Origin of the sequence: Natrinema longum (assembly GCF_017352095.1) — an archaeon.
GTDB classification, from domain to species: Archaea; Halobacteriota; Halobacteria; order Halobacteriales; family Natrialbaceae; genus Natrinema; species Natrinema longum.
Genome location: NZ_CP071463.1, coordinates 1,259,099 through 1,280,346, shown reverse-complemented (window position 1 = coordinate 1,280,346; position 21,248 = coordinate 1,259,099). Strand labels below are relative to the sequence as shown.

General features: G+C 65.3%; 22 protein-coding genes. 9 read left to right on the top strand and 13 right to left on the bottom strand.

Annotation, left to right across the window (positions count from 1 at the left end; all coding sequences use genetic code 11):
- Positions 1-3: 3 nt before the first annotated feature.
- On the bottom strand, positions 4-1,233 hold the full coding sequence (gene pan2, locus J0X27_RS06360; RefSeq protein ID WP_207271553.1) for a proteasome-activating nucleotidase Pan2: 1,230 nt from the start codon (positions 1,231-1,233) through the stop codon (positions 4-6).
- A gap of 101 nt (positions 1,234-1,334) precedes the next feature.
- Positions 1,335-3,128, bottom strand: coding sequence for an oligoendopeptidase F (gene pepF / locus J0X27_RS06355; RefSeq protein WP_207271552.1), 1,794 nt, complete (start codon positions 3,126-3,128; stop codon positions 1,335-1,337).
- 151 nt (positions 3,129-3,279) lie between these two features.
- Between pepF and hpt the strand changes: the two genes are divergently transcribed.
- A complete protein-coding gene (gene hpt, locus J0X27_RS06350) occupies positions 3,280-3,837 on the top strand; it encodes a hypoxanthine/guanine phosphoribosyltransferase (RefSeq protein WP_207271551.1) in 558 nt (185 codons plus the stop codon).
- Between the two features lie 183 nt (positions 3,838-4,020).
- On the top strand, positions 4,021-5,430 hold the full coding sequence (locus J0X27_RS06345) for a uracil-xanthine permease family protein (RefSeq protein ID WP_207271550.1): 1,410 nt from the start codon (positions 4,021-4,023) through the stop codon (positions 5,428-5,430).
- A gap of 260 nt (positions 5,431-5,690) precedes the next feature.
- Here the strand turns inward: J0X27_RS06345 and J0X27_RS06340 are convergent, their stop codons facing one another.
- The 3 genes from J0X27_RS06340 to J0X27_RS06330 all read right to left on the bottom strand — a co-directional run bounded on the left by J0X27_RS06340 (position 5,691) and on the right by J0X27_RS06330 (position 7,741).
- On the bottom strand, positions 5,691-5,927 hold the full coding sequence (locus J0X27_RS06340; protein ID WP_207271549.1) for a hypothetical protein: 237 nt from the start codon (positions 5,925-5,927) through the stop codon (positions 5,691-5,693).
- A 91-nt stretch (positions 5,928-6,018) separates the two neighbouring features.
- The gene (gene truA, locus J0X27_RS06335) at positions 6,019-6,876 is read right to left on the bottom strand and encodes a tRNA pseudouridine(38-40) synthase TruA (RefSeq protein WP_207271548.1); all 858 of its coding nucleotides are present in this window, start codon (positions 6,874-6,876) and stop codon (positions 6,019-6,021) included.
- Between the two features lie 49 nt (positions 6,877-6,925).
- Positions 6,926-7,741, bottom strand: a complete 816-nt coding sequence (locus J0X27_RS06330; RefSeq protein WP_207271547.1) for a hypothetical protein — start codon at positions 7,739-7,741, stop codon at positions 6,926-6,928.
- A 161-nt stretch (positions 7,742-7,902) separates the two neighbouring features.
- Here J0X27_RS06330 and dcd point away from each other — a divergent pair, with 161 nt between their 5' ends.
- Together dcd and J0X27_RS06320 are read left to right on the top strand one after the other, a co-directional pair.
- Positions 7,903-8,505, top strand: a complete 603-nt coding sequence (gene dcd / locus J0X27_RS06325; RefSeq protein ID WP_207271546.1) for a dCTP deaminase — start codon at positions 7,903-7,905, stop codon at positions 8,503-8,505.
- A 187-nt stretch (positions 8,506-8,692) separates the two neighbouring features.
- Positions 8,693-9,478, top strand: coding sequence for an alpha/beta fold hydrolase (locus tag J0X27_RS06320; protein WP_207271545.1), 786 nt, complete (start codon positions 8,693-8,695; stop codon positions 9,476-9,478).
- A 190-nt stretch (positions 9,479-9,668) separates the two neighbouring features.
- On the opposite strand, the gene J0X27_RS06315 is transcribed toward J0X27_RS06320, so the two are convergent.
- Complete coding sequence (locus J0X27_RS06315) at positions 9,669-10,967, bottom strand: YihY/virulence factor BrkB family protein (protein WP_224214629.1); 1,299 nt, start codon at positions 10,965-10,967, stop codon at positions 9,669-9,671.
- Positions 10,968-11,207: 240 nt separating this feature from the next.
- Here J0X27_RS06315 and J0X27_RS06310 point away from each other — a divergent pair, with 240 nt between their 5' ends.
- A complete protein-coding gene (locus J0X27_RS06310) occupies positions 11,208-11,408 on the top strand; it encodes a hypothetical protein (protein ID WP_207271543.1) in 201 nt (66 codons plus the stop codon).
- 5 nt (positions 11,409-11,413) lie between these two features.
- Here the strand turns inward: J0X27_RS06310 and J0X27_RS06305 are convergent, their stop codons facing one another.
- On the bottom strand, positions 11,414-12,529 hold the full coding sequence (locus tag J0X27_RS06305; protein ID WP_207271542.1) for a tRNA (guanine(26)-N(2))-dimethyltransferase: 1,116 nt from the start codon (positions 12,527-12,529) through the stop codon (positions 11,414-11,416).
- A 133-nt stretch (positions 12,530-12,662) separates the two neighbouring features.
- Between J0X27_RS06305 and J0X27_RS06300 the strand changes: the two genes are divergently transcribed.
- Positions 12,663-13,019 (top strand): hypothetical protein, encoded by a 357-nt coding sequence (locus J0X27_RS06300; RefSeq protein ID WP_097381457.1) that lies wholly within the window; start codon positions 12,663-12,665, stop codon positions 13,017-13,019.
- A gap of 64 nt (positions 13,020-13,083) precedes the next feature.
- Here J0X27_RS06300 and J0X27_RS06295 read toward each other — a convergent pair whose 3' ends face one another.
- The 6 genes from J0X27_RS06295 to J0X27_RS06270 form a co-directional block, all read right to left on the bottom strand.
- Complete coding sequence (locus J0X27_RS06295) at positions 13,084-14,283, bottom strand: Cdc6/Cdc18 family protein (protein ID WP_207271541.1); 1,200 nt, start codon at positions 14,281-14,283, stop codon at positions 13,084-13,086.
- Between the two features lie 1,107 nt (positions 14,284-15,390).
- Positions 15,391-16,053, bottom strand: a complete 663-nt coding sequence (gene hisH, locus J0X27_RS06290; protein WP_207271540.1) for an imidazole glycerol phosphate synthase subunit HisH — start codon at positions 16,051-16,053, stop codon at positions 15,391-15,393.
- Between the two features lie 59 nt (positions 16,054-16,112).
- Complete coding sequence (locus tag J0X27_RS06285; RefSeq protein WP_207271539.1) at positions 16,113-16,580, bottom strand: hypothetical protein; 468 nt, start codon at positions 16,578-16,580, stop codon at positions 16,113-16,115.
- Positions 16,581-16,663: 83 nt separating this feature from the next.
- Positions 16,664-17,260, bottom strand: coding sequence for a uracil-DNA glycosylase (locus J0X27_RS06280; protein ID WP_207271538.1), 597 nt, complete (start codon positions 17,258-17,260; stop codon positions 16,664-16,666).
- A gap of 101 nt (positions 17,261-17,361) precedes the next feature.
- A complete protein-coding gene (locus tag J0X27_RS06275) occupies positions 17,362-17,937 on the bottom strand; it encodes an endonuclease dU (RefSeq protein ID WP_207271537.1) in 576 nt (191 codons plus the stop codon).
- Between the two features lie 3 nt (positions 17,938-17,940).
- Positions 17,941-18,117, bottom strand: coding sequence for a DUF5786 family protein (locus J0X27_RS06270; RefSeq protein ID WP_207271536.1), 177 nt, complete (start codon positions 18,115-18,117; stop codon positions 17,941-17,943).
- 263 nt (positions 18,118-18,380) lie between these two features.
- Here J0X27_RS06270 and J0X27_RS06265 point away from each other — a divergent pair, with 263 nt between their 5' ends.
- The 3 genes from J0X27_RS06265 (at position 18,381) to J0X27_RS06255 (ending at position 21,244) form a co-directional block, all read left to right on the top strand.
- Positions 18,381-19,016, top strand: coding sequence for an MBL fold metallo-hydrolase (locus J0X27_RS06265; protein WP_207271535.1), 636 nt, complete (start codon positions 18,381-18,383; stop codon positions 19,014-19,016).
- 243 nt (positions 19,017-19,259) lie between these two features.
- Complete coding sequence (locus tag J0X27_RS06260; protein WP_207271534.1) at positions 19,260-20,747, top strand: single-stranded DNA binding protein; 1,488 nt, start codon at positions 19,260-19,262, stop codon at positions 20,745-20,747.
- 65 nt (positions 20,748-20,812) lie between these two features.
- On the top strand, positions 20,813-21,244 hold the full coding sequence (locus tag J0X27_RS06255) for a histone (RefSeq protein ID WP_207271533.1): 432 nt from the start codon (positions 20,813-20,815) through the stop codon (positions 21,242-21,244).
- Positions 21,245-21,248 lie beyond the last annotated feature (4 nt).

Genomic DNA, 21,248 nt, shown 5'->3' with positions numbered 1-21,248 from the left:
TGGTTACTGATAGAAGTAGCCGGCCGAGGAGATCACGTCGCTCGAGTCGTCTTTCTCGATCTTTTCTAAGGCCTCGGTGAAGTCCTGGTGGGTGACTTCGTTGCGGTCGTTGCGGATGGCGAACATGCCGGCTTCGGTGGCGAGGCTCTCGATTTCGGCCCCGGAGTAGCCGTCGGTGTCGTCGGCGAGGTCGGCGAAGTCGACGTCGTCGGTGACGTTCATCCCGCGGGTGTGGATCTGCAGGATCTGTTCGCGGCCGTCGCGGTCGGGTTCGGGGACTTCGATGAGGCGGTCGAACCGGCCGGGGCGGAGGATCGCGCGGTCGAGCATGTCGAAGCGGTTGGTTGCGGCGATGATGCGGACCTCGCCGCGGGCCTCGAAGCCGTCCATTTCGCTCAGGAGTTGCATCATGGTTCGCTGGACCTCGGCGTCGCCGGAGGTCTTGGATTCGGTGCGCCGCGAAGCGATCGCGTCGATCTCGTCGATGAAGATGATGGCGGGCTGGCGCTCGCGGGCCATCTCGAAGAGGTCGCGGACGAGCCGCGAGCCCTCGCCGATGAACTTGCGGACGAGTTCCGAGCCAGCCATCTTGATGAAGGTGGCGTCGGTCTCGTTGGCGACGGCTTTGGCGAGCATCGTCTTGCCCGTCCCCGGCGGCCCATAGAGGAGGACGCCGCTGGGTGGGTCGATACCGACTTCGTCGAACAGTTCGGGCTCGGCGAGGGGCTGCTCGACGGCTTCGCGGACTTCCCGGACCTGTTCGTCGATGCCGCCGATGTCGGCGTAGGTGACCGCCGGCTTCGCGGTGATCTCCATCGACTGGGCGCGTGCGTCGGTCTCGGTGTTGAGGATCGTCTGGATCGCAAAGGAGTCGTTGACCGCGACCCGATCGCCGGGTTCGATGCGGTCGCCGATACGCGAGGAGACGTCGGTGAGCACCTCCTGATTGTTCCCGTGTTGTTTGACGATGACCTGGTCGTCGAGGACGTCCTCGACCGTCGCGATGTACAGCGACGAACTCTTCAGCGTCTCGTTTTCGCGTTCGACGCGGTCGACCTTCTCCCGGAGGCGCTCGCGGCGGTCCTCGGCGTCGTCGAGCTGTTCGGACAGCTGGTCGTTGACGTCGACGAGATCCTCGTAGTGCCCGCGGAGCGCCTCGAGCCGCTCGTCGTCGGGGAGATCTGAGTCGATATCGCGGTGAGGTCGGTCTGGAATAGACGGGCTTCGAGACATCCTGATATACCCCGATAGGATTCCGACAGTAAATGTGCCTTTGGGTCCCGGAGGGATTTCGGCCGGGCCGGGACGCTCGAGCCGATCGCTCGAACGGACGGTCAGGCCAACAGCGACTCGAATTCCTCGAGTCGATCGCCGTAGGTCTCGAGTGCGCGATCGATCGGTCCCGAACTGCTCATGTCGACGCCGGCGATCCGGAGCAGTTCGAGGGGATACTCACGGGAGCCCCGGCGGAGGAACTCGAGGTAGTCGTCGGCGGCGGACTGGCCGTCCTCGAGGATGGTGTCGACGATCGCGAGCGCCGCCGAAATGCCGGTCGCGTACTGGTAGACGTAGAATGCCCGGTAGAAATGCGGGATCCGCATCCACTCGCGGGCGATGCGGTCGTCGATCACGGCGGGTTCGTAGTAGTCCGCCTTGAGCCCGCGGTAGAGCTCGTCGAGGCGGTCTGCAGTGAGGGGCTCGCCGTCTTCCTCGAGCCGGTGGGCTTCGTGTTCGAACTCCGCGAAGAGGGTCTGGCGGTAGAGCGTCGAGCGAACGCGCTCGAGGAACTCGTTCAGGACGTGCTTGCGGAACTCGGGGTCGTCGACGGTCTCCAGCAGGTGGGTGGTCAACAGCGCCTCGTTGACCGTGCTGGCGACCTCGGCGACGAAGATCTCGTAGCTCGAGTAGACGAACGGCTGTTCGTCCTTCGTGAGTTCGGAGTGCATCGAGTGGCCGAGTTCGTGGGCCAGCGTGTACATCGAGGAGATGTCCTGCTGGTAGTTCAGGAGGATGAACGGCTGGGTATCGTAGGTGCCGCCGGAGTACGCACCCGACTGTTTGCCCTCGTTCTCGTAGACGTCGACCCACTGGGAGTCCAGTCCCTCGGCGACGCGGGACTGGTAGTCCTCGCCCAGCGGTGCCAGCGCGTCGACGACGTACTCGGTCGCCTGATCGTACTCCAGGTCGGGTCCCTCGTCGCCGGTCAGGGGCATGTAGAGGTCCCACATCCGTAGCTCCTCGACCTCCAGGGCCCGCCGTTTGAGGTCGGCGTGGTGGTGGAGCTTGTCGAGGTTGTCGTGGACGGTTTCGACGAGCGTATCGTAGACGTCGACGGGGACGTTGGGGCCGTCGAGGGCGGCCTCGCGTGCGGTGTCGTAATTGCGCGCTCGAGCGGTCTTGACGTCGGCTTTGACGCTGTTCTTGTAGCTGGCCGCGACGGTGTTGCGCACCGACTCCCACTCGTCGAAGTAGCCCTCGTAGACGCGCCGTCGGAAGTCCCGATCGGGACGCTTGAGCAGGTTGGTGAAGTTGCTCTGGGTGATCTCGACGGCCTCGCCCTCGGGATCCTCGACGGTGGGAAACGCCATGTCCGCGTTCGAGAGCATGTTGTACACTTCACCCGTCGCACCGGTCACCTCGCTCAGGTCCGCCAGCAGCGCTTCGACCTCGGCCGAGCGCGTGTGGGGTTTCATCCGGAGCACGTCGTCGACGTAGTGGTCGTAGGTCTCGAGGCTCGACTCCTCGGCGATCATCGCGTCGAACTCCTCGCGGGTCAGCTCCTGGAGTTCGGGCTCGATAAAGGAGGCCGCGGATTGGGCGTCGGCCGCCAGCGACTGGGCGCGGGCGGTCAGCGCCTGGTACTCCTGGTTGGTCGTATCCTCGTCGCGACGCATCCGGGCGTAGGCGGCGACCGTCGACACCTCCCGCATGATCTCGTCGCGCAACTCGAGGGTCTCGAGGAGGGCCTCGGCGTCGTCGGTGACGGTCCCTTCGTAGGCCTCGAGTTCGTCGATGCGCTCGGCGACGGCCTCGTAGGCGGCTTCCCAGTCGTCGTCGGTCGCATAGATGCTCTCGAGGTCCCACGTGTACTGCTCGTCGACCTCGGAGCGTTCGGGTACGGAACTCATAGACACGCGTTCGAAGCGGTGGCGGTAAAGCGTGTCGGACCCCTTCAGAGTTCGGAACGACGAGACGTACCGAGCCGGTCGTACGAGGGTTCCGACGGGGACCGGCGACAAGAACGAACGGCTTTTCACTCCGATTTCCCGAATCGCCAGTATGAACCGGCTCCTCGAGTCGTTAGGCGACGCACCGATCATCGACAAGGACGGGTACGAGTACCTCGTCCACCCGATCAGCAACGGGGTTCCGCAGCTCGATCCCGCCCTGTTGCGGGAGGTCGTCGTCGAGGTGATGCGGACCGCGGACCTCGACGTGGACAAGATCGTCGCGCCGGAGGCGATGGGCATCCACCTCGCGACCGCGCTTTCCCTGCAGGCCGACGTTCCGCTGGTCGTCATTCGAAAACGGGCCTACGGGCTCGAGGGCGAGGTATCGCTCCACCAGGAGACGGGGTACTCGGAGTCGGAGATGTACATCAACGACGTCGAAGCGGGGGACCGGGTCGTGATCGTCGACGACATGCTCTCGACCGGCGGCACGTTGGCCGCGATCTGTGACGCGCTCGACGGCATCGGAGCCGAAATCGTCGACATCGTCGTCGTGTTGCGCAAGGTCGGCGAGTCGGCGCTCGACGACACGGAATACGAGGCGACGAGCCTCGTCGATATCACGGTCGAGGACGGCGAGGTGACCGTCCACTCGGCGAATCGATAGACGTGCCGAGGACCGACGGCAGCCAACGGCTCGTCTCGAGCCGATAGCTCGACGGGGGCGAGACGCTCCCGTGTATTCGGCACAGGGTGTGCATCTATGTGCATATATCGGACACCTAATTCGCCCATTTGAGCGTGTTTGCGAATCTTTTTGTACACCCATCTGCAACCTGGCGGCCATACAATGTCGACGGAACCGGACGGCGGCATCGAACTCGAGTACGGTCTGGACGACAAACCGCCGTTGCCGAAATCGATTCTGCTCGGCCTGCAACACGTCGCGGTGATGATCGTCCCGGCGACGGCGGTGGCCTACGCCGTCGGGACCAGCGTCGGTCTCGACGGCGACGCGGCCTACCTCGTCCAAATGGTCCTGCTGTTCTCGGGACTGGCGACGATGGTACAGGCGTACACCGTCGGGCCCGTCGGCGCGCGCCTGCCGATCGTCATGGGCTCGAGTTTCACGTTCGTGGGCGCGTCGATCTCGATCGGCGCGGACTACGGGATGGCCGCCGTCTTCGGCGCGATCCTCGTGACGGGGTTCGTCGTCGAGGGACTGATCGGCTGGCAGTTCAAACGCATCAAACCCTTCTTCCCGCCGCTGGTGACCGGACTCGTCGTCGTCATCATCGGCCTCTACCTCGTGCCCGTCGCGATGGACTACGCCGCCGGCGGGGTCGGCGCGTCGGACTTCGGTGCCTTGCACCACATCGGACTCGCCGCGGTCGTGCTGGCGATCGCCGTCGGCCTCAACATGTTCACGCGCGGCGTCACGCGACTGCTGTCCGTGCTCGTCGCGATCGGCGTCGGGTACGCGGCCGCCATCGCCCTCACGTTCACCACCGGCCTCGAACTCGTCGATTTCTCGACCGTCGGCGACGCCGCCTGGATCGCGCTGCCGTCGCCCACCCGCTTTGGATTCGAGTTCGAGCCGATCGCGATCGCCACCTTCGCCGTCCTCTTTCTCGTCTCTTCGATGGAAACCGTCGGCGACATGTCCGGCGTCACGGCCGCCGAGGGACGCAATCCGACGAACGAGGAGTTCCGCGGCGGGCTGTTCAACGACGGACTGTTGAGTTCGATCGGTGCCGTCTTCGGTGCGTTCCCGATCACCTCGTTCTCCCAGAACGTCGGCATCGTCAACTTCACCGGCGTGATGAGCCGTCACGTCGTCGGTATCGGCGGCGTCTTCCTCGCCGTCCTCGGACTGAGTCCCAAAGTCGGTGCCGTCGTCACGACGATCCCCAGCGCGGTCTTCGGCGGCGCGGTCCTGCTGATGGCCGGGATGGTCGCCGCCAGCGGGTTCCGACTGATCGTCACGCACGTGGACCTCGATCGTCGGAACACGGTCATCGTCGCCGTCTCGCTCGGCCTCGGGCTCGGCGTCGCGACGACGCCCGAAGCCCTCGCGGGACTCCCGAGCGGAGCGGAACTGTTCTTCGGACAGTCGGTCATCGTGACCGCGCTGTCGGCACTGGTCCTCAACACGTTCGTCCCCGGCGCGGAGAGCCCGCTGTTCGACGCCCGGTCGCCCGACTCGGGAGCGGCCGCGGAGTCCGCGGACGCCGAACCCGTCGGCACCGTCGACGACTGACTCATCGGTGGCCCGACCGCGTGCTTGCGGAGATCGGTGACGGATCGAACGCGGGCGGGCGACGAAGCCGACCGACGTCCGGACCGGTTCGATCTCGAGACAGTTCGGCCTGCGAACTGCTCTCGATGGATCGGCTCCGAAACGGTGCGGCCGATTTCACGGCGCGGGGTACTCGAGGCCGATAGTAGTTACTGAACGTCATTGCAGACCTGATCGCACGACGGCGTTGCGATCAGTGTGTAACTCGTTTCAGTGACTACTTAGCTCTCGGCGTCGACCGCCGTCCGAACGACGCGGGCGAGGCCGAGCGTGGCGAGGAACGTCCCGACGAGGACCAACAACACGAACAGGACGACGCCGAGTGCGGACGCGCCGACTTCGGGATGGGTCCGTAGCGGCGCTGTGAGGCGCGTCCCGAAGAAGATCACGAGCACGCCCGCAGCGACACGGATCGACGCGCGCCAGTAGGCACCGTACTCCTCGGGGGACAGTTCCATGCGCCGACGTGTGTCCGTGGCCGTAAAAAACGCTCCTACACGGACGCGGACTGTGGCCACGGTGGCGGCCTTGAGCCGAGTCGTCCCGTCGTCAGCGCATCCCGTCGGCCACCTCTCGGGCGACCCGCGCTCCCGTCCGGCGATCGATCCGACAGCGATCGAACACCGCTCGAGCGCTCGCGGCCGCGGCGTCGTCGATCTCGAACGCGAGTTCGGGGTAGCCCACGTCGGTCAGGACGAGCGGCTCCGGCGGGGCGGGTGCGATCCCCTCGTGGCCGGGCAGGGGATCGGGCTCGAGAACGCGGTCGACCTTCGCCAGCGTCGACTCGCCGGTTCCGATCTCGCGAGCCAGCGAGACGAGCCGCCGGACGAGTTCTCGAGCGAAGCCGCCCGCGCTGACGGTGACGACGAGGTAGTCGCCGTCCCGGTTCGCCGCGAGGGTCAGCGACCGCTCGGTGTTGTGGTCGTCGGGCGTCAGGTTGTGAACGTCGTGGCTCCCGGAAAGCGCCTCACAGGCCGCGTGGAAGCGGTCGTCGTCGACGGCGGGCGCGACCGGCTCGCGGTCCGCATCGGACACGCCCGCTCCAGCGGGCGGCGCGTACAGGTGGTACGTGTACTCTCTGTGGCTCGCGTGGTGGGTCGCGTGGAAGTCCGCCGGCACGTCGGCGGCCGCCCACGCCCGGATGTCGGCCGGGAGGTCGGCGTTCAACGCCCGCGGCGCGAGCCAGTCGGGTGCCTCGAGTGCGATCGTCTGTGCGAGCGCGGAGACGCCGGCGTCGGTGCGGCCGGCGGCGGCGTAGCCGGTGGGTTTGTCGGCGGGGGGTTCGAGCACGTCGAGTGCGCGGAGCGCGTCGAAGATCGCATCCTCGACGGTGGCGACGTCGGGCTGGCGCTGGTAGCCGTGGTACTCCGTCCCGTCGTAGGCGATCCTGAACGCGCGGGGAGTCATCGGTTCTCGAGTCGATCCAGCGGGGCCAGGCTGTTATACCGTTCGCTGTTCAGTGGACGATTTCGCTATCGCGGAGGAGCGCTCGTTCCGTTCGGTCCGCTTCCGGGCCCGCATCGACGAGGGTCGGCTCGTCGACCGATTCCGAAAACCGATCGGGGTCGGGTTCGACGCGCTCGAGCATCGCAGAGAACACCGACCCGCGCCGGCCGCTGGCCGAGACGATGCCGCCGTATTTGCGGTCTTCGAACGCTGTTTCCTCGGGATCGGGGAACTCCTCGCGGATGATCTCCGCCGTCTCTCGGATGTAGTCTGCCGCCTGTTGCTGTGAGTACAGACTCTCCTCGTAGTAGGTCTCGACGTACTCCTCGTCCAGGTCGTCCGAGCAGTGTGCCGGCGACTCGTATTGGACGGACTTCCTCGTCGTGTAGCCGCTGGCAAATCGGATGTTCATGGTGAAACTGTCGGGATACCGCAGGATGAGCGGGGCGAACAGCATGTCCGTAATAGTGGCCCGCTGTTGGGCCCGCCAGGCCCCCTCGAAGTAGTACGCGGCGAGCGCACCGATCCGATCGTCACGCTCTCCCCGGTTGTACGCCATCGCGACCTCCTCGTAGTCGTCACCCGCGATCCGTCGAAGACGCCGCTCGAAGGTCTCGGCGATCCGATCGAGTTCGGCTTCGTAAGCGTCCAGAACCGACACTGTGGGGTCGGCGAGGAGCTCCGCCTTCCGCTCTCGAGCGGCCGCCACGGTCATCATGTTCTCGTGGAACACCCGCTCGGCGTCCATATCGGGAAGCGGAATTCGGACCGCTCGCTGGTGCAGAACCCTCGTGTCGCCGTTGAATCGGGTCTGCGTCCCGTCCATGGGATGGGTTTCGTGAAACAGTGGTATAATCGATTAGGCCGCTCGGGCTGAATGTTCGGATTTGTTATGGTAATCTCGGCGTCGTGGGCCGGTCCGTCCGATTCGGGGCGATCGGCGGCGGACCGAGGAATTTAGGGTCCCGTGGCTCGCTCCTACTCGGTATGATCCTCTCCGATGCGGACATCCTCGAGCGTCTCGAGGCCGGCGACCTCGTCGTCGACCCCCTCGACGACCCGGAACTACAGATCCAGCCCGCGAGCGTCGACCTCCGACTGGGTCGGGAGTTCCTCGAGTTTCAGCGGACGAATATCTCCTGTATTCATCCCGACTCGGAGCAGGAGATCGACGAGTACATCACCGAAACCGTCGTCGACGAGGGGGACGACTTCATCCTCCATCCCGGCGACTTCGTGCTCGGAACGACCTACGAGCGCGTCGAAATCCCGGCGGACCTGATCGCCCACGTCGAGGGCCGTTCGTCGCTGGGCCGGCTCGCCGTGGTCGTGCATGCGACCGCGGGGCTGTGCGATCCCGGCTACCGGGGACAGATCACCCTCGAGCTATCGAACCTCGGCTCCGCCCCGGTCGCGCTCACGCCCGGTATGCGCATCTCCCAGCTCACCTTTACCGAGCTCAAGACGCCGTCTGAGCGGCCCTACGGTAGCGATCGGGGCTCGAAGTACCAGGACCAAGACGGCCCGCAGGCCTCCCGCATCGGCAGCGACGACGAGTTCGGTGGCGACCAACTCGAGCGCGACGGCTGAACCCCTGGCAGGCGGTTCGATTCGTGCAGATCGTCTCGGCTTCCGTCCGAAGCCGTTCGAGGTCCGCTCGTGAGGCGATCATCGTCAATACTGCTATCCGCTGAGCCCCATCGGGACCTCCGTGTGCTGTGCGTCGTCGTGTGTCGGCGGGTGGTATAAGGCCGCCCTCGTGGTACTGCCAGTGACTATGACTGCCACAGGTGAGAGCGGCGTCGACGTCGCCGGTCCGTCCGACGCACAGTCGATCGTGTTCGTCCACGGCGCGATATTCACGCGGAAGATGTGGCTCCCCCAACAGCGCGAGTTCTCCGACGAGTATCACACCGTCGCCCCCGATTTACCGGGACACGGCACCCGCGCCGGCAAGCCGTTTCGGATGGAGCCCGCGATCGACGTCCTCGAGGAGACGGTCTCGAGACGGACCGACGGATCGGCGGTGTTCGTCGGGCTCTCGCTGGGTGGCTACGTGGCGACGGAGTACGCCTACCGCCACCCCGATCAGGTCGACGCGCTGGTGTTGTCGGGGAGTAGTGTGAATCCGACGGGGAAGATGGAACTCGGGACGCGGCTCACCGGTGGCGTCGCGCGGTTGCTGACGAAACCCGATCTCGGGAAACGCGCGGTCGAGAAACTGGCAACGCGCTGGGTTCGGAAGCGCGAGCTGCCGCCGGACGTCGAACGGGAGATCATCGAGGCCGGCTTCTACCCGAAACAGTTCGGCGACGCGGGACCCGACATCGCCGGCGAGGATTTTCGGGCGAAGCTCTCGACCTATCCCGGCTCGACGCTGCTCCTCAACGGCGAGAACGACAAATTCATGCGCCGCGGGGAAGCGGCTCACGCCGCTGTCGCACAGGACGGTCGCGTCGAGGTCCTCGCCGGCGTCGGTCACATTTGTAATCTCCATCGACCGGCGACGTACACGGACCGAGTACGACGGTTCGTCCACCAAACCGTTCCCACACGACAGTAAGGCGACGAACACGTAAGACGACAGCAGGGCGACGCACACGCGAGACGACGGGAGGACGACTCGAGTACGGCGAGGATCGTCGGTCCGGGAGCAACGAGTAGGGGTCACCGGGGAGTGATTCCGAGCGGGAGCCGAGAACGGGAACGAGAGGTGGAGAACGGTCGGGTGCGGATGGGGGTCGGACGCTTCTTCAGGAGCGTCGGTCGCCGATCAGGTTCCGGAGGCGGCCGGGGATCCCGAGCAGGGAGATGCCGAATCCGAACAGGACCATCAGCACGTAGACGCCGAGCGTCGAGGTCCAGACGACCAGCATCGAGAGGACCGCCCAGGGACCCTCGAGGAAGTAGAACGCGGCGATCGACATCGCCGTTCCATACAGCAAGACGAGGTATGGGCCCCAGTCCTGTGCGTGGCCGCGCCGAACCCGTCGCCGGACGTAGCGTTTGAGTTCGCCCTCGAGGGATTCTTTTCGAACGGTCCTGTCCTCGACGTCGTCTTCGAAGGCGTCCACGCGGTCGCGCAGCCGCTCGATCTCCTCGCGGAGGACTGCCGCGTCGCCGGCGCGATCCCGGGTCCGGGCGCTGGCCCGCCGCCTCCCTCCAGCGTCGCTCGTGCGGTCCTCCGTGGCTCCCTCGTCGGCACCCGTAGCGTCGTCGGTCATCGCTTCTGTGGAAATCTGTCGGTGTCCGGGACTTTGTAGCTGCCGATCCACTTCACGGTCGACGAGGACGGCGTTGAGGACTGCGCCGAAGACCAGGATTATCGAACCGACGTACAGCCAGACCAGGACGAGGAACACGGCACCGAGCGCACCGTAGATCGCGTAGCTGGTCGCCAGGCTGGTATACAGCGAGAACCCCTGGCTCAGCGCGTACCAGCCGACGGCGGCGACGATCGTTCCGGGAGCTGCCTCGCGAAGCCCGACGTTCGCGTCGGGAAAGACGACGTACAGCGGCAGGAACGTCGCAACCAGGCCGAGGACGACGAACAGCTGGCCGACGACCGACAGGCCGAACCCGGGAACGAACCGGAGTACGAGCTCGAGGACGCCGACGACGACGAGTCCCAGCGTGATGCCGATGGAGACGATCGTCGCGTCCCAGACGGTATCGAGCAGCGACTTCTCCCCCGCAGTGCCGTACACTTGCGAGAAGGCTCGATCGAGGCCCCGAAGGACGCGACTCGACCCCCACAACAGCCCGAGGATGCCGGCGATGGTCGCTCCCTGCCGACCGGTATCGTCGACGAGCGTCTCGGCGAGTAGCTCCTGGGCCGTCGGCGTCAGGATGTCGCTGGCTGCTGCCGTGAGCCGCGCCGCGAGCGCCTCCCCACCGATCGACGCGGCGATTCCCAGCGCGAGCAGCATGAGCGGTACGAGCGAGATGAACCCGTAGAACGCGACGCCGGCCGCCAGCAGCGTCAGCTGTTCGGTCCGTGCGAGGCCGATCGCTGCGCGGGTCAGCTCGAGTCCCCGTCTGTGATCGATCACGGACGGCCCTTCCACGCCGGTCGGTATATCTAATCTCGTCGGACGGTCCTACAATCGACGCTTACGCTGTAACGACCACCGCTCGCATCGATTCGGAACCCGTCCCAGCGCCGTATCCACCGGTTTCGATCGGCGAGCCGTTGATCCGGCTCGGCCCGGTCGACGGCCGCAGTTCGGTCCGCTCGTGGCCGTTCCTCTCCCGGACAGTATTCTTTTCCAACGTTCCGTCGATGGTCTCGTATGGACCAGCGACGTTGTCCGGACTGTGGCGTGACGATGGAATCGGTCCCCGTTCGCGACACTGAGGGGATGAGCCTGTCCATCCCGACCGGGAAACGCGACGGACTGCTGGGGAAGATCGGCCTGAAGAACACGACGAAACTGCAGGGCGTCTGCTGTCCCGAGTGCGGGCTCGTCCGCCTCTACGCCGATATCGAGTAACTCGATTAGCCGAGATTCGACGCAGTCGCCGCGCGGATCTCGCCGACGCTCGCGTCCGTCTTGAACGTCGTCCCGCCGTAGTGGGCTCGCGAGGCCGCGTGCCCCGCCTCGCGGAGATCGGCCAGGAACTCGTCCATCGCGTTCGCGGGCAGCCCCCAGTTGCGACAGAGCTTGTGCTGGTCGTAGTGGGTCGGTTCGTCGAGTTCCGCCGCGAGCGTGTCACAGAGTTCCCTCGCCTCCGGTGCAGTGTCGAACGTATAGGGGATTTCGTCCCGGACAGCGCCGACGAACGTCGGGTCCTGCACGGGGCCGAGCCAGACGGGACCGGCGGTGAGCATCCGATTGCCGTCGCAGTGGGGACACGTCTCGAGGGGAGCGGCGATCAGCCCGGAATCGGCCTCGCGGTAGAGACAGTCTTCGCAGTGGTAGAGATAGCCTAGCTCGTCGATCGCGGCGTCGGCCGACGTGGGCTTGTGGGTCAGTTCGAGGTAGGTCCGAACGTAGTGGCTGGTCGCGTGGGTCAGGATCGGTTCGACGCCGACGTCGAAGCGAGCGGCGCTTCGGGCGAGCGCAGAGACGAGGATCCGAACGCCCATCTCGGCGTGGTAGTCGGTATTCTGGGGGATCGCGGAATACGAGCGGACGCCGCTGTTGAAGTGTGCCCCACACATGGGTGCGGTGTCCGTCGCGGTCACACAGACGAGGTCGCGACAGTTCGCGAATGCGGCGTCGGCGAACGGCATCGGCGTCCCGTAGGGGTCGAGATCGATCACGTCGAAGGGCTCGTCGTGCATGAGGGCGCTGACATTGCGGTGCTCGACCGTCGCCTCGCAGTCGTTTCGCGCGAGGTTCGACCGTGCGAGTTCGACCGCCTCCTCGTCGACGTCACAGCAGGTGACGTCCCAGCCGTCGGCGGCGGCCCGAACGCCGCGGACGCCGCTTGCAGTCATCGCGTCCAGATACGATGTGGCCCGCTCCTCGCGCTCGCGATAGGCCCGCAGCGTCGCGATCGTCAGATCCCGATTCAGCTCCTGTCGCGGGTTGTAGAAGACCGACTCCTCGATCCCCTCCGTCTGTTCGCCGGGGACCTCGAGTTCGACCCCGCCCTCGGTGACGCGCATACGCCCTCTCGTCGGTAGCGGGCGAAAAACCGTGTGGTCTCGTGTGGCCGACCGTCGCGTCCGAACTCGATCGCCGGGATCGGACGCGGCGGACAACCAAACCGATTTTACAGTTCGGCGCACAGTCACGGACGTGTCGGAGGCCAACCCCGTCGAGCGATGGCAAGCAGCCCTCGAGGAAGCCGGCGAACTCACGCCCGAGATCGTCGGCGACATTTCCGAGATTCACGGCGATCGCGGCGTTCGGGCCATCGAAGCGGTTGGCGAAAACCGCGTGAAATCCTACCGGGATTTCACGATCGTCGTCGGCTACGACGACGAGTACATCGTCGAGGACGGCGGCTGTACCTGCAAGGACAGCGAGTACAACCTCGATGCCGACGATCCGACCGAGCGCTGCTGGCACTCGCTTGCCGTCGCGATCGCTCGTCGGGTTGGTCACGTCGACTACCACGACATGTGGTACTCCGAAGTCCGCGAACTGCTGTGATCCGATTCCGCTCGTCGCCCGCGGACTCGATGACTGGCGTTACGCTATTCGGATCGAGCGACCGCTATTCGGACTCGTTACAGGCAGCGATGATGACCTCCGGCTCGTCGATCAGCCGGTTTTCCATGTAGTTGCCCTTCCCCTTGCCGGCCCACTTGCGCTCCTGTTCGATGATCGAGAGGAACTCGAGTTCCGAGAGGATGTCCCGAACCCGGCGCAGTTTCAGGTGTTCGGAGCCATCACGGTCACAGAGCCGCTTGTAGAGGTCGTAAGCCTCGTTGGTCGTTACCGGCGCGTCGTCGCCTTTCTTCTGTTGGGTCGACAGCGCCATCGCCTCGAGGACGAGTTTCGCGTGACTGGGACTCTTGGAGATCAGTTCGGCCAATCGGCTGGTCTCCTCGCGCTCGTGGGCCTGGTCGACACAGGACTCGGTGACCGTCTCGAGGTCGTTCTCCTCGGCGATCTCGCCGGCGAATCGGAGGATGTCGATCGCCTTCCGCGCGTCGCCGTGCTCGCGGGCCGCGAGTGCGGCCACGCGTGGGACGACGCCGTCCTCGAGGACGCCCTCGTGGAACGCGTCCGACCGCGAGCGCAGGATCTCCCGGATCTGGGTCGCGTCGTACGGCGAGAAGACGTACTCCCGCTCACAGAGGCTGGATTTGATTCGCTCGTCCAGCGAGTCCTTGTAGCGGACCTTATTCGAGATGCCGATTACGCCGACCGTGCTCTCGGTGAGTTTGCCGGATTCGACGGCCCGAGAGAGCTGCATCAGGATGTCGTCGTCCTCGATCTTGTCGACTTCGTCGAGGATGATCAACGCGACGTCGTGACGGGTGTCGACGATGTGCCACAGGCGGCGGTAGTATTCGGCCGTGCTCAGCCCCGAGTGGGGGATCGAGACGTCCGTCTCGGACTGCTCGTTGAGCTGGTGCCCGGCCGACTGGACGGCCTGCGTTTCGGTCGATTCCTGCAGGCAGTCGATGTAGGCGACGCCGATCGAGACGTCGTTGCCCTTCGCCCGTTCGATGGCCTGATTCGTGATGAACTTCGAACACAGCGATTTTCCAGTTCCCGTCTTCCCGTAGACGAGGACGTTGTTCGGCGTGTTCCCCCGCGTCGCGGGTTTGATCGCGTTCGCGAGATTCGTCAGTTCGGCCTCGCGGCCGATAATCCGATCGCCGTCCGGAAGGTGTGAAACCTGCAGCAGCTCCTTGTTCCGAAAGATCTCGTTCTCGCTGCCGAAGTAATCCATCGAATCCGACATTCGGATAGCGGGGACAAGTCGCGACGACTACTTAACCGTTCCGAACCGGAGTGCCGCTGTATACTCGGAACTCGTCGGGTTGCGTTCCTGAGATGGGCGAAAAACACCCCGGGGTGCCGCTGTATAGGTGAATATTCACCCCTCGATTCCGCTGTATAGGCGTCCCGGTTGCCCGCAATCACTCATCGGGGTGGTGCAAGCGCGCCGGGGATTCCCGGTGTTCCCCGGAAACCCCGGAGTGCCGCTGTATAGGCGGAACTGCACTCCGCAGTGCCGCTGTATAGTCGCCTCGATTCCCCGTTTCACTCGTCGACGGACCCCGGAGTGCCGCTGTATGGTGGGGGGTCACACGAAGGACGGACGCCACCCGGCCGGCGGGATCCGTGGGGTAGCTGCCGTCCCGGCCGGAGGGAGCCGAGTTCGGGTAGCGGGACGATGCCGTAGTTCCGCTGTATCGAATAAAAAGCGTTTCTATCGACCGTGAATCGGCCGGTTTCCACCCCTCGGTGCCGCTGTATGTGGGGACACACACCCCACAGTGCCGCTGTAACGACTTGGCCGTGTGTCGACTCGAAACGGTGCTCGAGAGGGAGGACTCGCGGCCCGATGATGGGATCTGCTGGCGCGGCCCGATGATGGGTTCTGCTGGCGCGACTCGAGCGATCGTCTCGGATGGGAGCAACACCGGAACGGACCGAATCAACACTACAACCGACCAGAGCACATTCGAGAGCCAAACGCGAGCACATTCAAGAGCTAACCGTGTCGTTCTTCTCGAGCGGGAAACGTCGTCCAATACCGCTTGAACGAGTCGTCCAATACTATCAATGGACGATAACACAGAACGAGTATATAGGAGTGGTGTTTCCGTTTGGCATCACCATCGTGACCGGCACCGTCTCAGCAGTCGCTATCGACGATTCCGCCGATTCACCGATGGACAAGCCATCTACCGGCTGCATACAGCGGCATCGAGGGGTGTGTCTCCACGGATTCGTCTCCCGAACCCGTGTCTTCAGGAGGTCGTGTCCAATCGTTGAGAGGAATCAACAGCAGGGCACTCCAGTCAAAACCTAGACGGTCGAAACCCGTGTTCTCGAGCCCCGACTACTCCTCGGCGCAGATCCCGACGAAGTTCCGCAGGATTTGCAATCCGGTCTCGCCGCTCTTCTCGGGGTGGAACTGCGTTCCGAAGACGGTCCCCTCGTCGTTGGCCACGATCGACGGGAACTCGCGCTCGTAGTCGGTCGTCGCGACCGTCGCGGCCTCGTCGTCCGGGGCCGCGTAGTAGGAGTGGACGAAGTAGGCGTAGTTTCCGTCGACACCCTCTACAAGCGGGTGCTCGCGCTGGACCTCGAGTTCGTTCCAGCCCATGTGTGGCACCTTCTGCCCCTCGGCGAACCGGACGTTGGTTCCGGGGATCAGATCCAGTCCCTGAACGGCCGACTCGCCGTCGGTTTCCCCTTCCTCGCTGGTCGTCAGCAGCATCTGCATGCCGAGACAGATGCCAAAGAGGGGCGTGCCGCTGTCGGCGACCGCGAGGAGGTCCTCGCGGAGCGGGTCGGCGTTCTCGACGCCCTCGCGGAACGCGCCGACGCCCGGCAGGACCACGCCGTCGGCCGCGGCGAACGCGTCAGGATCGTCGGTGATCTCGACGTCGGCACCCGCACGCTCGAGGCCACGGGTGACGCTGCGGAGGTTCCCGAGTCCGTAGTCGACGACGACGACGGAGGCGAGAGCTTCCTCCTGTGGAGACGAAACGGTGCTCATACGCGTACTCGGTGAGCCGCGTTGAAGTGAATTACCATTCGGGCAACCGCCTATTACTCTCACGTCGAGTACTCGCCACCCGACGAGTCGACCGATCCGTGTTCGTCGCCGTGACCGCCGTTGCCATCCCCGCCGACGGACTGCCGACGGCGATACACGTAGTAGCTGATTCCCGGCACCGAGAGGAGATACGGAACCGCCAGGAACGCGCCGCCGAAGTGAACGACGCCGAGTACGGCCGCGAGCCACGGATTCGGATTCCAGGCCGGATGATCGCGGAGCGCGAGCGCGTCCATGGCCAGCGCCACCGTTACCACCGCCGCGATCAGGTACGCGACCCAGCCGGTGAGGACCGTCGCGGCGAACGCTCCGATCGCTAGCAGCGGGGATTCGGCCTGTGCTGCCACGGTAAACAGGCTCACTGTCGCGTACGTGACGACCAACAACAGCGGCGGAATCGGGAACAGGTAGACGCCGTACCGCCACGACGGATTCGAGGCTGGAGGGGAGTCCGAAGCGGGGGACATACCCGAAATGACAGCCTGTGTGAAAATAACAGTTTTGCCGGTACACCCTCCATCGAGAGCCGGATCGGACTCGAGAGGTGCGCTCAGAAGCCGTCGAGCCGCGATTGGCCCCCCTCGCTGTCCGCGACACCCGCGAGCTCGGCCGCCCGCTGGAGCGCGTTCTCGAACGTCTCCTCCTGACTGCGGTCGTACAGCGTCGCCGCCGGGTGGACACAGATCAGGAGTCGCCGCGGCGTGCCGTCGATTCGTACCTCTTCGAGGCTGCCCGCCTCTTTGGTCACCGCGACCGAGCGCTCGAGGAGATGCTCGCTCGGAACCTTGCCCAGCGTCACGATCACCTCCGGCTCGAGGCGGGCGATCTCCCGCTCGAGGTAGCCCCGACAGTTCGCGAGTTCCTCTTTGTTCGGATCGCGGTTCTCCGGAGGGCGACAGCGCACGCAGTTGGTGATGCGGATGTCGCCGCGCTCGAGGCCGACGTCTCGGAGCCCGTCGTCCAGAACGGTGCCGCTGCGGCCGACGAACGGCTCGCCCTGCTCGTCTTCGTTGGCTCCGGGCCCTTCGCCGACGAACAACAGGTCGGCGTCGTCCGGTCCGGCACCGTTGACGATCCGGCTGCGAGAGTCGACGAGCGCCGGACAGCGCGTACACTCCGTAACACAGAGATCCTCCATTTCTCCCATACAGGTGGCTCAATCGGTCGCCTCCTACGTCTTTCGGGACGCAGCCGCCGGGGGTCGAGTTTCGCAGTCGGTTTCGCGATACGGATCGCTCTCGCGCCCGTTCACTCGAACGAACGAGCGTACGAATCGGCCGCTCGAGCCGCCATCTTCGCGACCCGGATCGGCTCCGGACGGCCGCCGACGGGCGTGAACGCCCGGACGACGTCGTCGGCCTCGGCGGGCTCGAGGCCGACCTGCCTGACGTAGACGGTCTCGCCGTCGACCGACAGTTCGCGCCGGTCGGGCAGCGCTCGGTAGGTCGCGAGCCGTGCCTCGAGTTCGGGGCCGGAAAACGCGTCTCGGAGGCCGGCCTCGAGGCCGTCGCTGGCTTCGAAGGTGACGGCGATGACCGGCCACTCGATCGCTGCCTGAATGCGCGAAAGCGCGAGGAGGTTGTACCACGCGGGGGCGACGGCGCCGAGCAGGACGTACCGGGCGTCCGGACGGTCGAGTCCGTCGATCAGATCGATGACGGCGTCGGTTCCGTCGGCCCCACCGACGCGACAGGAGCCGTACGCGAGGCCGTCGCAGACGCGGTCGGCGCGAACGACGGCCCCGGCCAGCGTGCTCTGCCGGCCGCGATCGGCATCGCCCCGATACGATTCGGCGACGCCCAGCGCCCGCACCCCGTCTTTCATCCGCTAGTCGCTCTCGTCTTTGATCTCCTTGAGCCGATCGAGCAGTTCGTCGCTGGACGCACCGTTTTCGAACTCGATGGTCCCGTTGTGGCTGTTCTCTCCCGACTGAACCGCGTCGTCGTCGTCAAAATCAGCGTCGACTTCCTGTTGCTCGGATTCGTCGTAGCTCCCGAATCCCATACGGTGTCCTATACGAGATTCCGATTGAAAAATTCCGCGGTTACCAGTTTATTGGGGTTCCCTAACCAGCCATCCCGTTCGGGAGCGCCTCTGGAACGGATCGTTCGCCGATCGAATATATCCGCCAATACCGTCGCTGCCAGACAGTGGCGGACGGTATCGCCGTTCCGTCGTCGAGGATACCGTCCCGTCGTCGAGGATACCCTTTTTCTCAGCGGTCCTCGAGGGGACCGTTTTTGCCGTCCGCCGTCCACTGTCAGCGTATGGAAGTCCACCACGTCACCGAGGACGCGGAGACGTTCACCTGCAACGCCTACCTCGCCGTCGGCGAGGACGGAACGGCGACGCTGGTCGACGCCGGCGCGGTCGAGGGCGTCGTCGACGAAATCCGCGAGCACACCGACGAGCTCGAGGCCGTCGTCATGACCCACCAACACGGCGACCACGTCGCCCGGCTCGAGGCGGTGGTCGAGGCGTTCGATCCCGCAGTCTACGCCTACGCCGAGCATCCGACGCGGACCCACGCGATCGACGACGGCGACACCGTCACGATCGGCGACGAGGGGTTCGAGGTCGTCTACACCCCGGGTCACGCCGACGATCACGTCTCGCTCGTCTCCGACTCGTCGCTGTTCTCCGGCGACGTCGTCGTCCACGACGACGGGGCCTTCGACTACGGCAGTTTCGGTCGCACGGACATGGCCGGTCAGTCCCGCGAGCGACTCATCGAGAGCGTTCGGGACCTCCTCGAGCGCATGCCCGAGGAGCGAAGCGAGGCTGCCGGCGTCGAGCACATGTACGCGGGTCACGGGGACGTCTTCCACGGCGACGTTCGCGACGTGGTGGAGACGGCACTCCAGCGCGCGGAGAAACGAGAGCCCAAGTATCCCGACGAGTAGTCGGGTGCCGAGTCCCATCGCACCGATCCCGACCATACTGACGTTTATCCGTCGTGGCGCGGCCAGCATCGTGTATGCTCACCCGCTGGCGTCTCGGCGACGCACGGCCACGACGAACCGTTTTTGTAGGATCGGGATCCCGACATACGGCGTGTAGAGGCGCTGTCGATCCCGAACGCGCCACAGCAGCGGGACACCGAATGGATAACGCTTATGCGCGGGCTACCCATGCACGAGCATAGAATGAGCGACATCGAGGGCGTATATGAGGACCTCGAGGCCGACGTTTCTCTCGAGGAGTTTCGCGAGGCCGTCGAGGCGAAAGTCGAGCAGATGGGTGGACTCGCCGACGAGGAGACGGCGGCGATGCTCGTCGCTCACGAAGTCGGCGAGAGCGAGGTCGGCGGGATCGCCGACATCGAGCCCGGAATGGAAGAGGCTAAGTTCGTCGCCAAGGTGATCTCGATCGGCGAGAAACGGACCTTCGAACGCGACGGCGAGGACGAGGACGGACAGGTCGTCAACGTCGAAGTGGCAGACGAGACCGGGTCGGTGCGGGCGGCGTTCTGGGACGATCACGCCGAGGCCGCCATCGAGGAACTCGAGGAGGGGCAGGTGCTGCGGATCAAGGGCCGACCCAAGGAGGGATTCAGTGGCGTCGAGATCAGCGTCGACAACGTCGAACCCGATCCGGACACCGAGATCGAGGTACAGGTTTCGGATACGTACACCGTCGAGGACCTCTCGCTTGGCCTCTCGAACGTCAATCTCGTGGGCTTGCTTCTCGACACCGACAGCGTCCGCACCTTCGACCGCGACGACGGCTCCGAAGGGAAGGTTTCGAACCTCGTGCTCGGCGATTCGACCGGCCGTATCCGGGTCACGCTCTGGGACGAGCAGGCCGATCTGGCCACGGACCTCGAGGCGGGCACGACCGTCGAGGTGATCGACGGCTACGTCAAGGATCGCGACGGCAGCCTCGAACTCCACGTCGGCAATCGCGGTGCGGTCGAGGAAGTCGACGAGGACGTCGAGTACGTCCCCGAGAGCACCCCCATCGAGGACCTCGAGATCGATCAGGTCGTCGACATCGCGGGCGTCGTCCGCTCGGCGGATCCCAAGCGCACCTTCGACCGCGACGACGGCTCGGAGGGACAGGTCCGCAACATCCGCGTCCAGGACGCGACCGACGACATCCGCGTCGCCCTCTGGGGCGAGAAAGCCGACATCGACGTGGGGCCGGGCGACGAGGTGGCGCTCGGCGACGTCGAAATTCAGGACGGCTGGCAGGACGACCTCGAGGCCTCCGCGGGGTGGCAGTCGACGATTACGGTACTGGAATCCGAGTCCGCCGGCTCCGGGAGCAGCCAGGCGGATGCGGACGGCTCGAGCGACCAAAACGCGGGGCTGTCGGCGTTTGCCGGCGACGACGAGTCCGACGGGGGATCGACGGCGGACGGTCCGGGTTCGACCGACTCGACGGCGTCGGCCAGCGACCCCACGGCCGAGACCGGCGACACCCCCAGCGGTGAGACCGGTGGGGACGAGCCAGCCGACGGCGACGAACTCGAGTTCACCGGCGTCGTCGTCCAGGCGGGAGATCCGGTCGTCCTCGACGACGGCGAAACGACGATGAGCGTCGTGACCGACGTCGACGTCGGCCTCGGCGAGGAGGTAACCGCCCGAGGGATCGTCCACGATGGCCGTCTCGAGGCAAACGACGTGTTTTGACGCCGCGAGCAACCTCATCGCAGTCTAGGAAAAGCGTTAAGGGAGTTAGCTTCGCCTATCATGATATGAACGTCGAACTCCCGTTCGCCCCGGTGGATACGATCATCCGGCGGAACGCGGGCGATCTTCGGGTGAGTGCCGACGCGTCGAAGGAACTCGCAACACGGATTCAGGAACACGGGAGCGAACTCGCGATCGACGCCGCCGAAACGGCGACGACGGACGGACGCAAGACGTTGATGGCTGGTGATTTCGGCGTCGATCGGGTCGTCGACAAGGACGAGCTCGAGCTCCCGGTTGCACCGGTCGACCGCATCGCCAGGTTGGAGATCGACGACCGATATCGCGTCTCGATGGACGCACGCATCGCGCTAGCCGATATCCTCGAGGACTACGCGGACAACGTCGCCCGAGCGGCCGCGATCCTCGCACACCACGCCGATCGGCGGACGATCACCGACGACGACATCGAGACGTACTTCTCGTTGTTCGAGTGAGCAA

What these genes read in the sequence shown, in the direction of transcription:
- pan2 (WP_207271553.1), bottom strand. Translation starts at nt 1,233, where the DNA reads ATGTCTCGAAGCCCGTCTATTCCAGACCGACCTCACCGCGATATCGAC.
- pepF (WP_207271552.1), bottom strand. Translation starts at nt 3,128, where the DNA reads ATGAGTTCCGTACCCGAACGCTCCGAGGTCGACGAGCAGTACACGTGG.
- hpt (WP_207271551.1), top strand. Translation starts at nt 3,280, where the DNA reads ATGAACCGGCTCCTCGAGTCGTTAGGCGACGCACCGATCATCGACAAG.
- J0X27_RS06345 (WP_207271550.1), top strand. Translation starts at nt 4,021, where the DNA reads ATGTCGACGGAACCGGACGGCGGCATCGAACTCGAGTACGGTCTGGAC.
- J0X27_RS06340 (WP_207271549.1), bottom strand. Translation starts at nt 5,927, where the DNA reads ATGGAACTGTCCCCCGAGGAGTACGGTGCCTACTGGCGCGCGTCGATC.
- truA (WP_207271548.1), bottom strand. Translation starts at nt 6,876, where the DNA reads ATGACTCCCCGCGCGTTCAGGATCGCCTACGACGGGACGGAGTACCAC.
- J0X27_RS06330 (WP_207271547.1), bottom strand. Translation starts at nt 7,741, where the DNA reads ATGGACGGGACGCAGACCCGATTCAACGGCGACACGAGGGTTCTGCAC.
- dcd (WP_207271546.1), top strand. Translation starts at nt 7,903, where the DNA reads ATGATCCTCTCCGATGCGGACATCCTCGAGCGTCTCGAGGCCGGCGAC.
- J0X27_RS06320 (WP_207271545.1), top strand. Translation starts at nt 8,693, where the DNA reads ATGACTGCCACAGGTGAGAGCGGCGTCGACGTCGCCGGTCCGTCCGAC.
- J0X27_RS06310 (WP_207271543.1), top strand. Translation starts at nt 11,208, where the DNA reads ATGGACCAGCGACGTTGTCCGGACTGTGGCGTGACGATGGAATCGGTC.
- J0X27_RS06305 (WP_207271542.1), bottom strand. Translation starts at nt 12,529, where the DNA reads ATGCGCGTCACCGAGGGCGGGGTCGAACTCGAGGTCCCCGGCGAACAG.
- J0X27_RS06295 (WP_207271541.1), bottom strand. Translation starts at nt 14,283, where the DNA reads ATGTCGGATTCGATGGATTACTTCGGCAGCGAGAACGAGATCTTTCGG.
- hisH (WP_207271540.1), bottom strand. Translation starts at nt 16,053, where the DNA reads ATGAGCACCGTTTCGTCTCCACAGGAGGAAGCTCTCGCCTCCGTCGTC.
- J0X27_RS06285 (WP_207271539.1), bottom strand. Translation starts at nt 16,580, where the DNA reads ATGTCCCCCGCTTCGGACTCCCCTCCAGCCTCGAATCCGTCGTGGCGG.
- J0X27_RS06280 (WP_207271538.1), bottom strand. Translation starts at nt 17,260, where the DNA reads ATGGGAGAAATGGAGGATCTCTGTGTTACGGAGTGTACGCGCTGTCCG.
- J0X27_RS06275 (WP_207271537.1), bottom strand. Translation starts at nt 17,937, where the DNA reads ATGAAAGACGGGGTGCGGGCGCTGGGCGTCGCCGAATCGTATCGGGGC.
- J0X27_RS06270 (WP_207271536.1), bottom strand. Translation starts at nt 18,117, where the DNA reads ATGGGATTCGGGAGCTACGACGAATCCGAGCAACAGGAAGTCGACGCT.
- J0X27_RS06265 (WP_207271535.1), top strand. Translation starts at nt 18,381, where the DNA reads ATGGAAGTCCACCACGTCACCGAGGACGCGGAGACGTTCACCTGCAAC.
- J0X27_RS06260 (WP_207271534.1), top strand. Translation starts at nt 19,260, where the DNA reads ATGAGCGACATCGAGGGCGTATATGAGGACCTCGAGGCCGACGTTTCT.
- J0X27_RS06255 (WP_207271533.1), top strand. Translation starts at nt 20,813, where the DNA reads ATGAACGTCGAACTCCCGTTCGCCCCGGTGGATACGATCATCCGGCGG.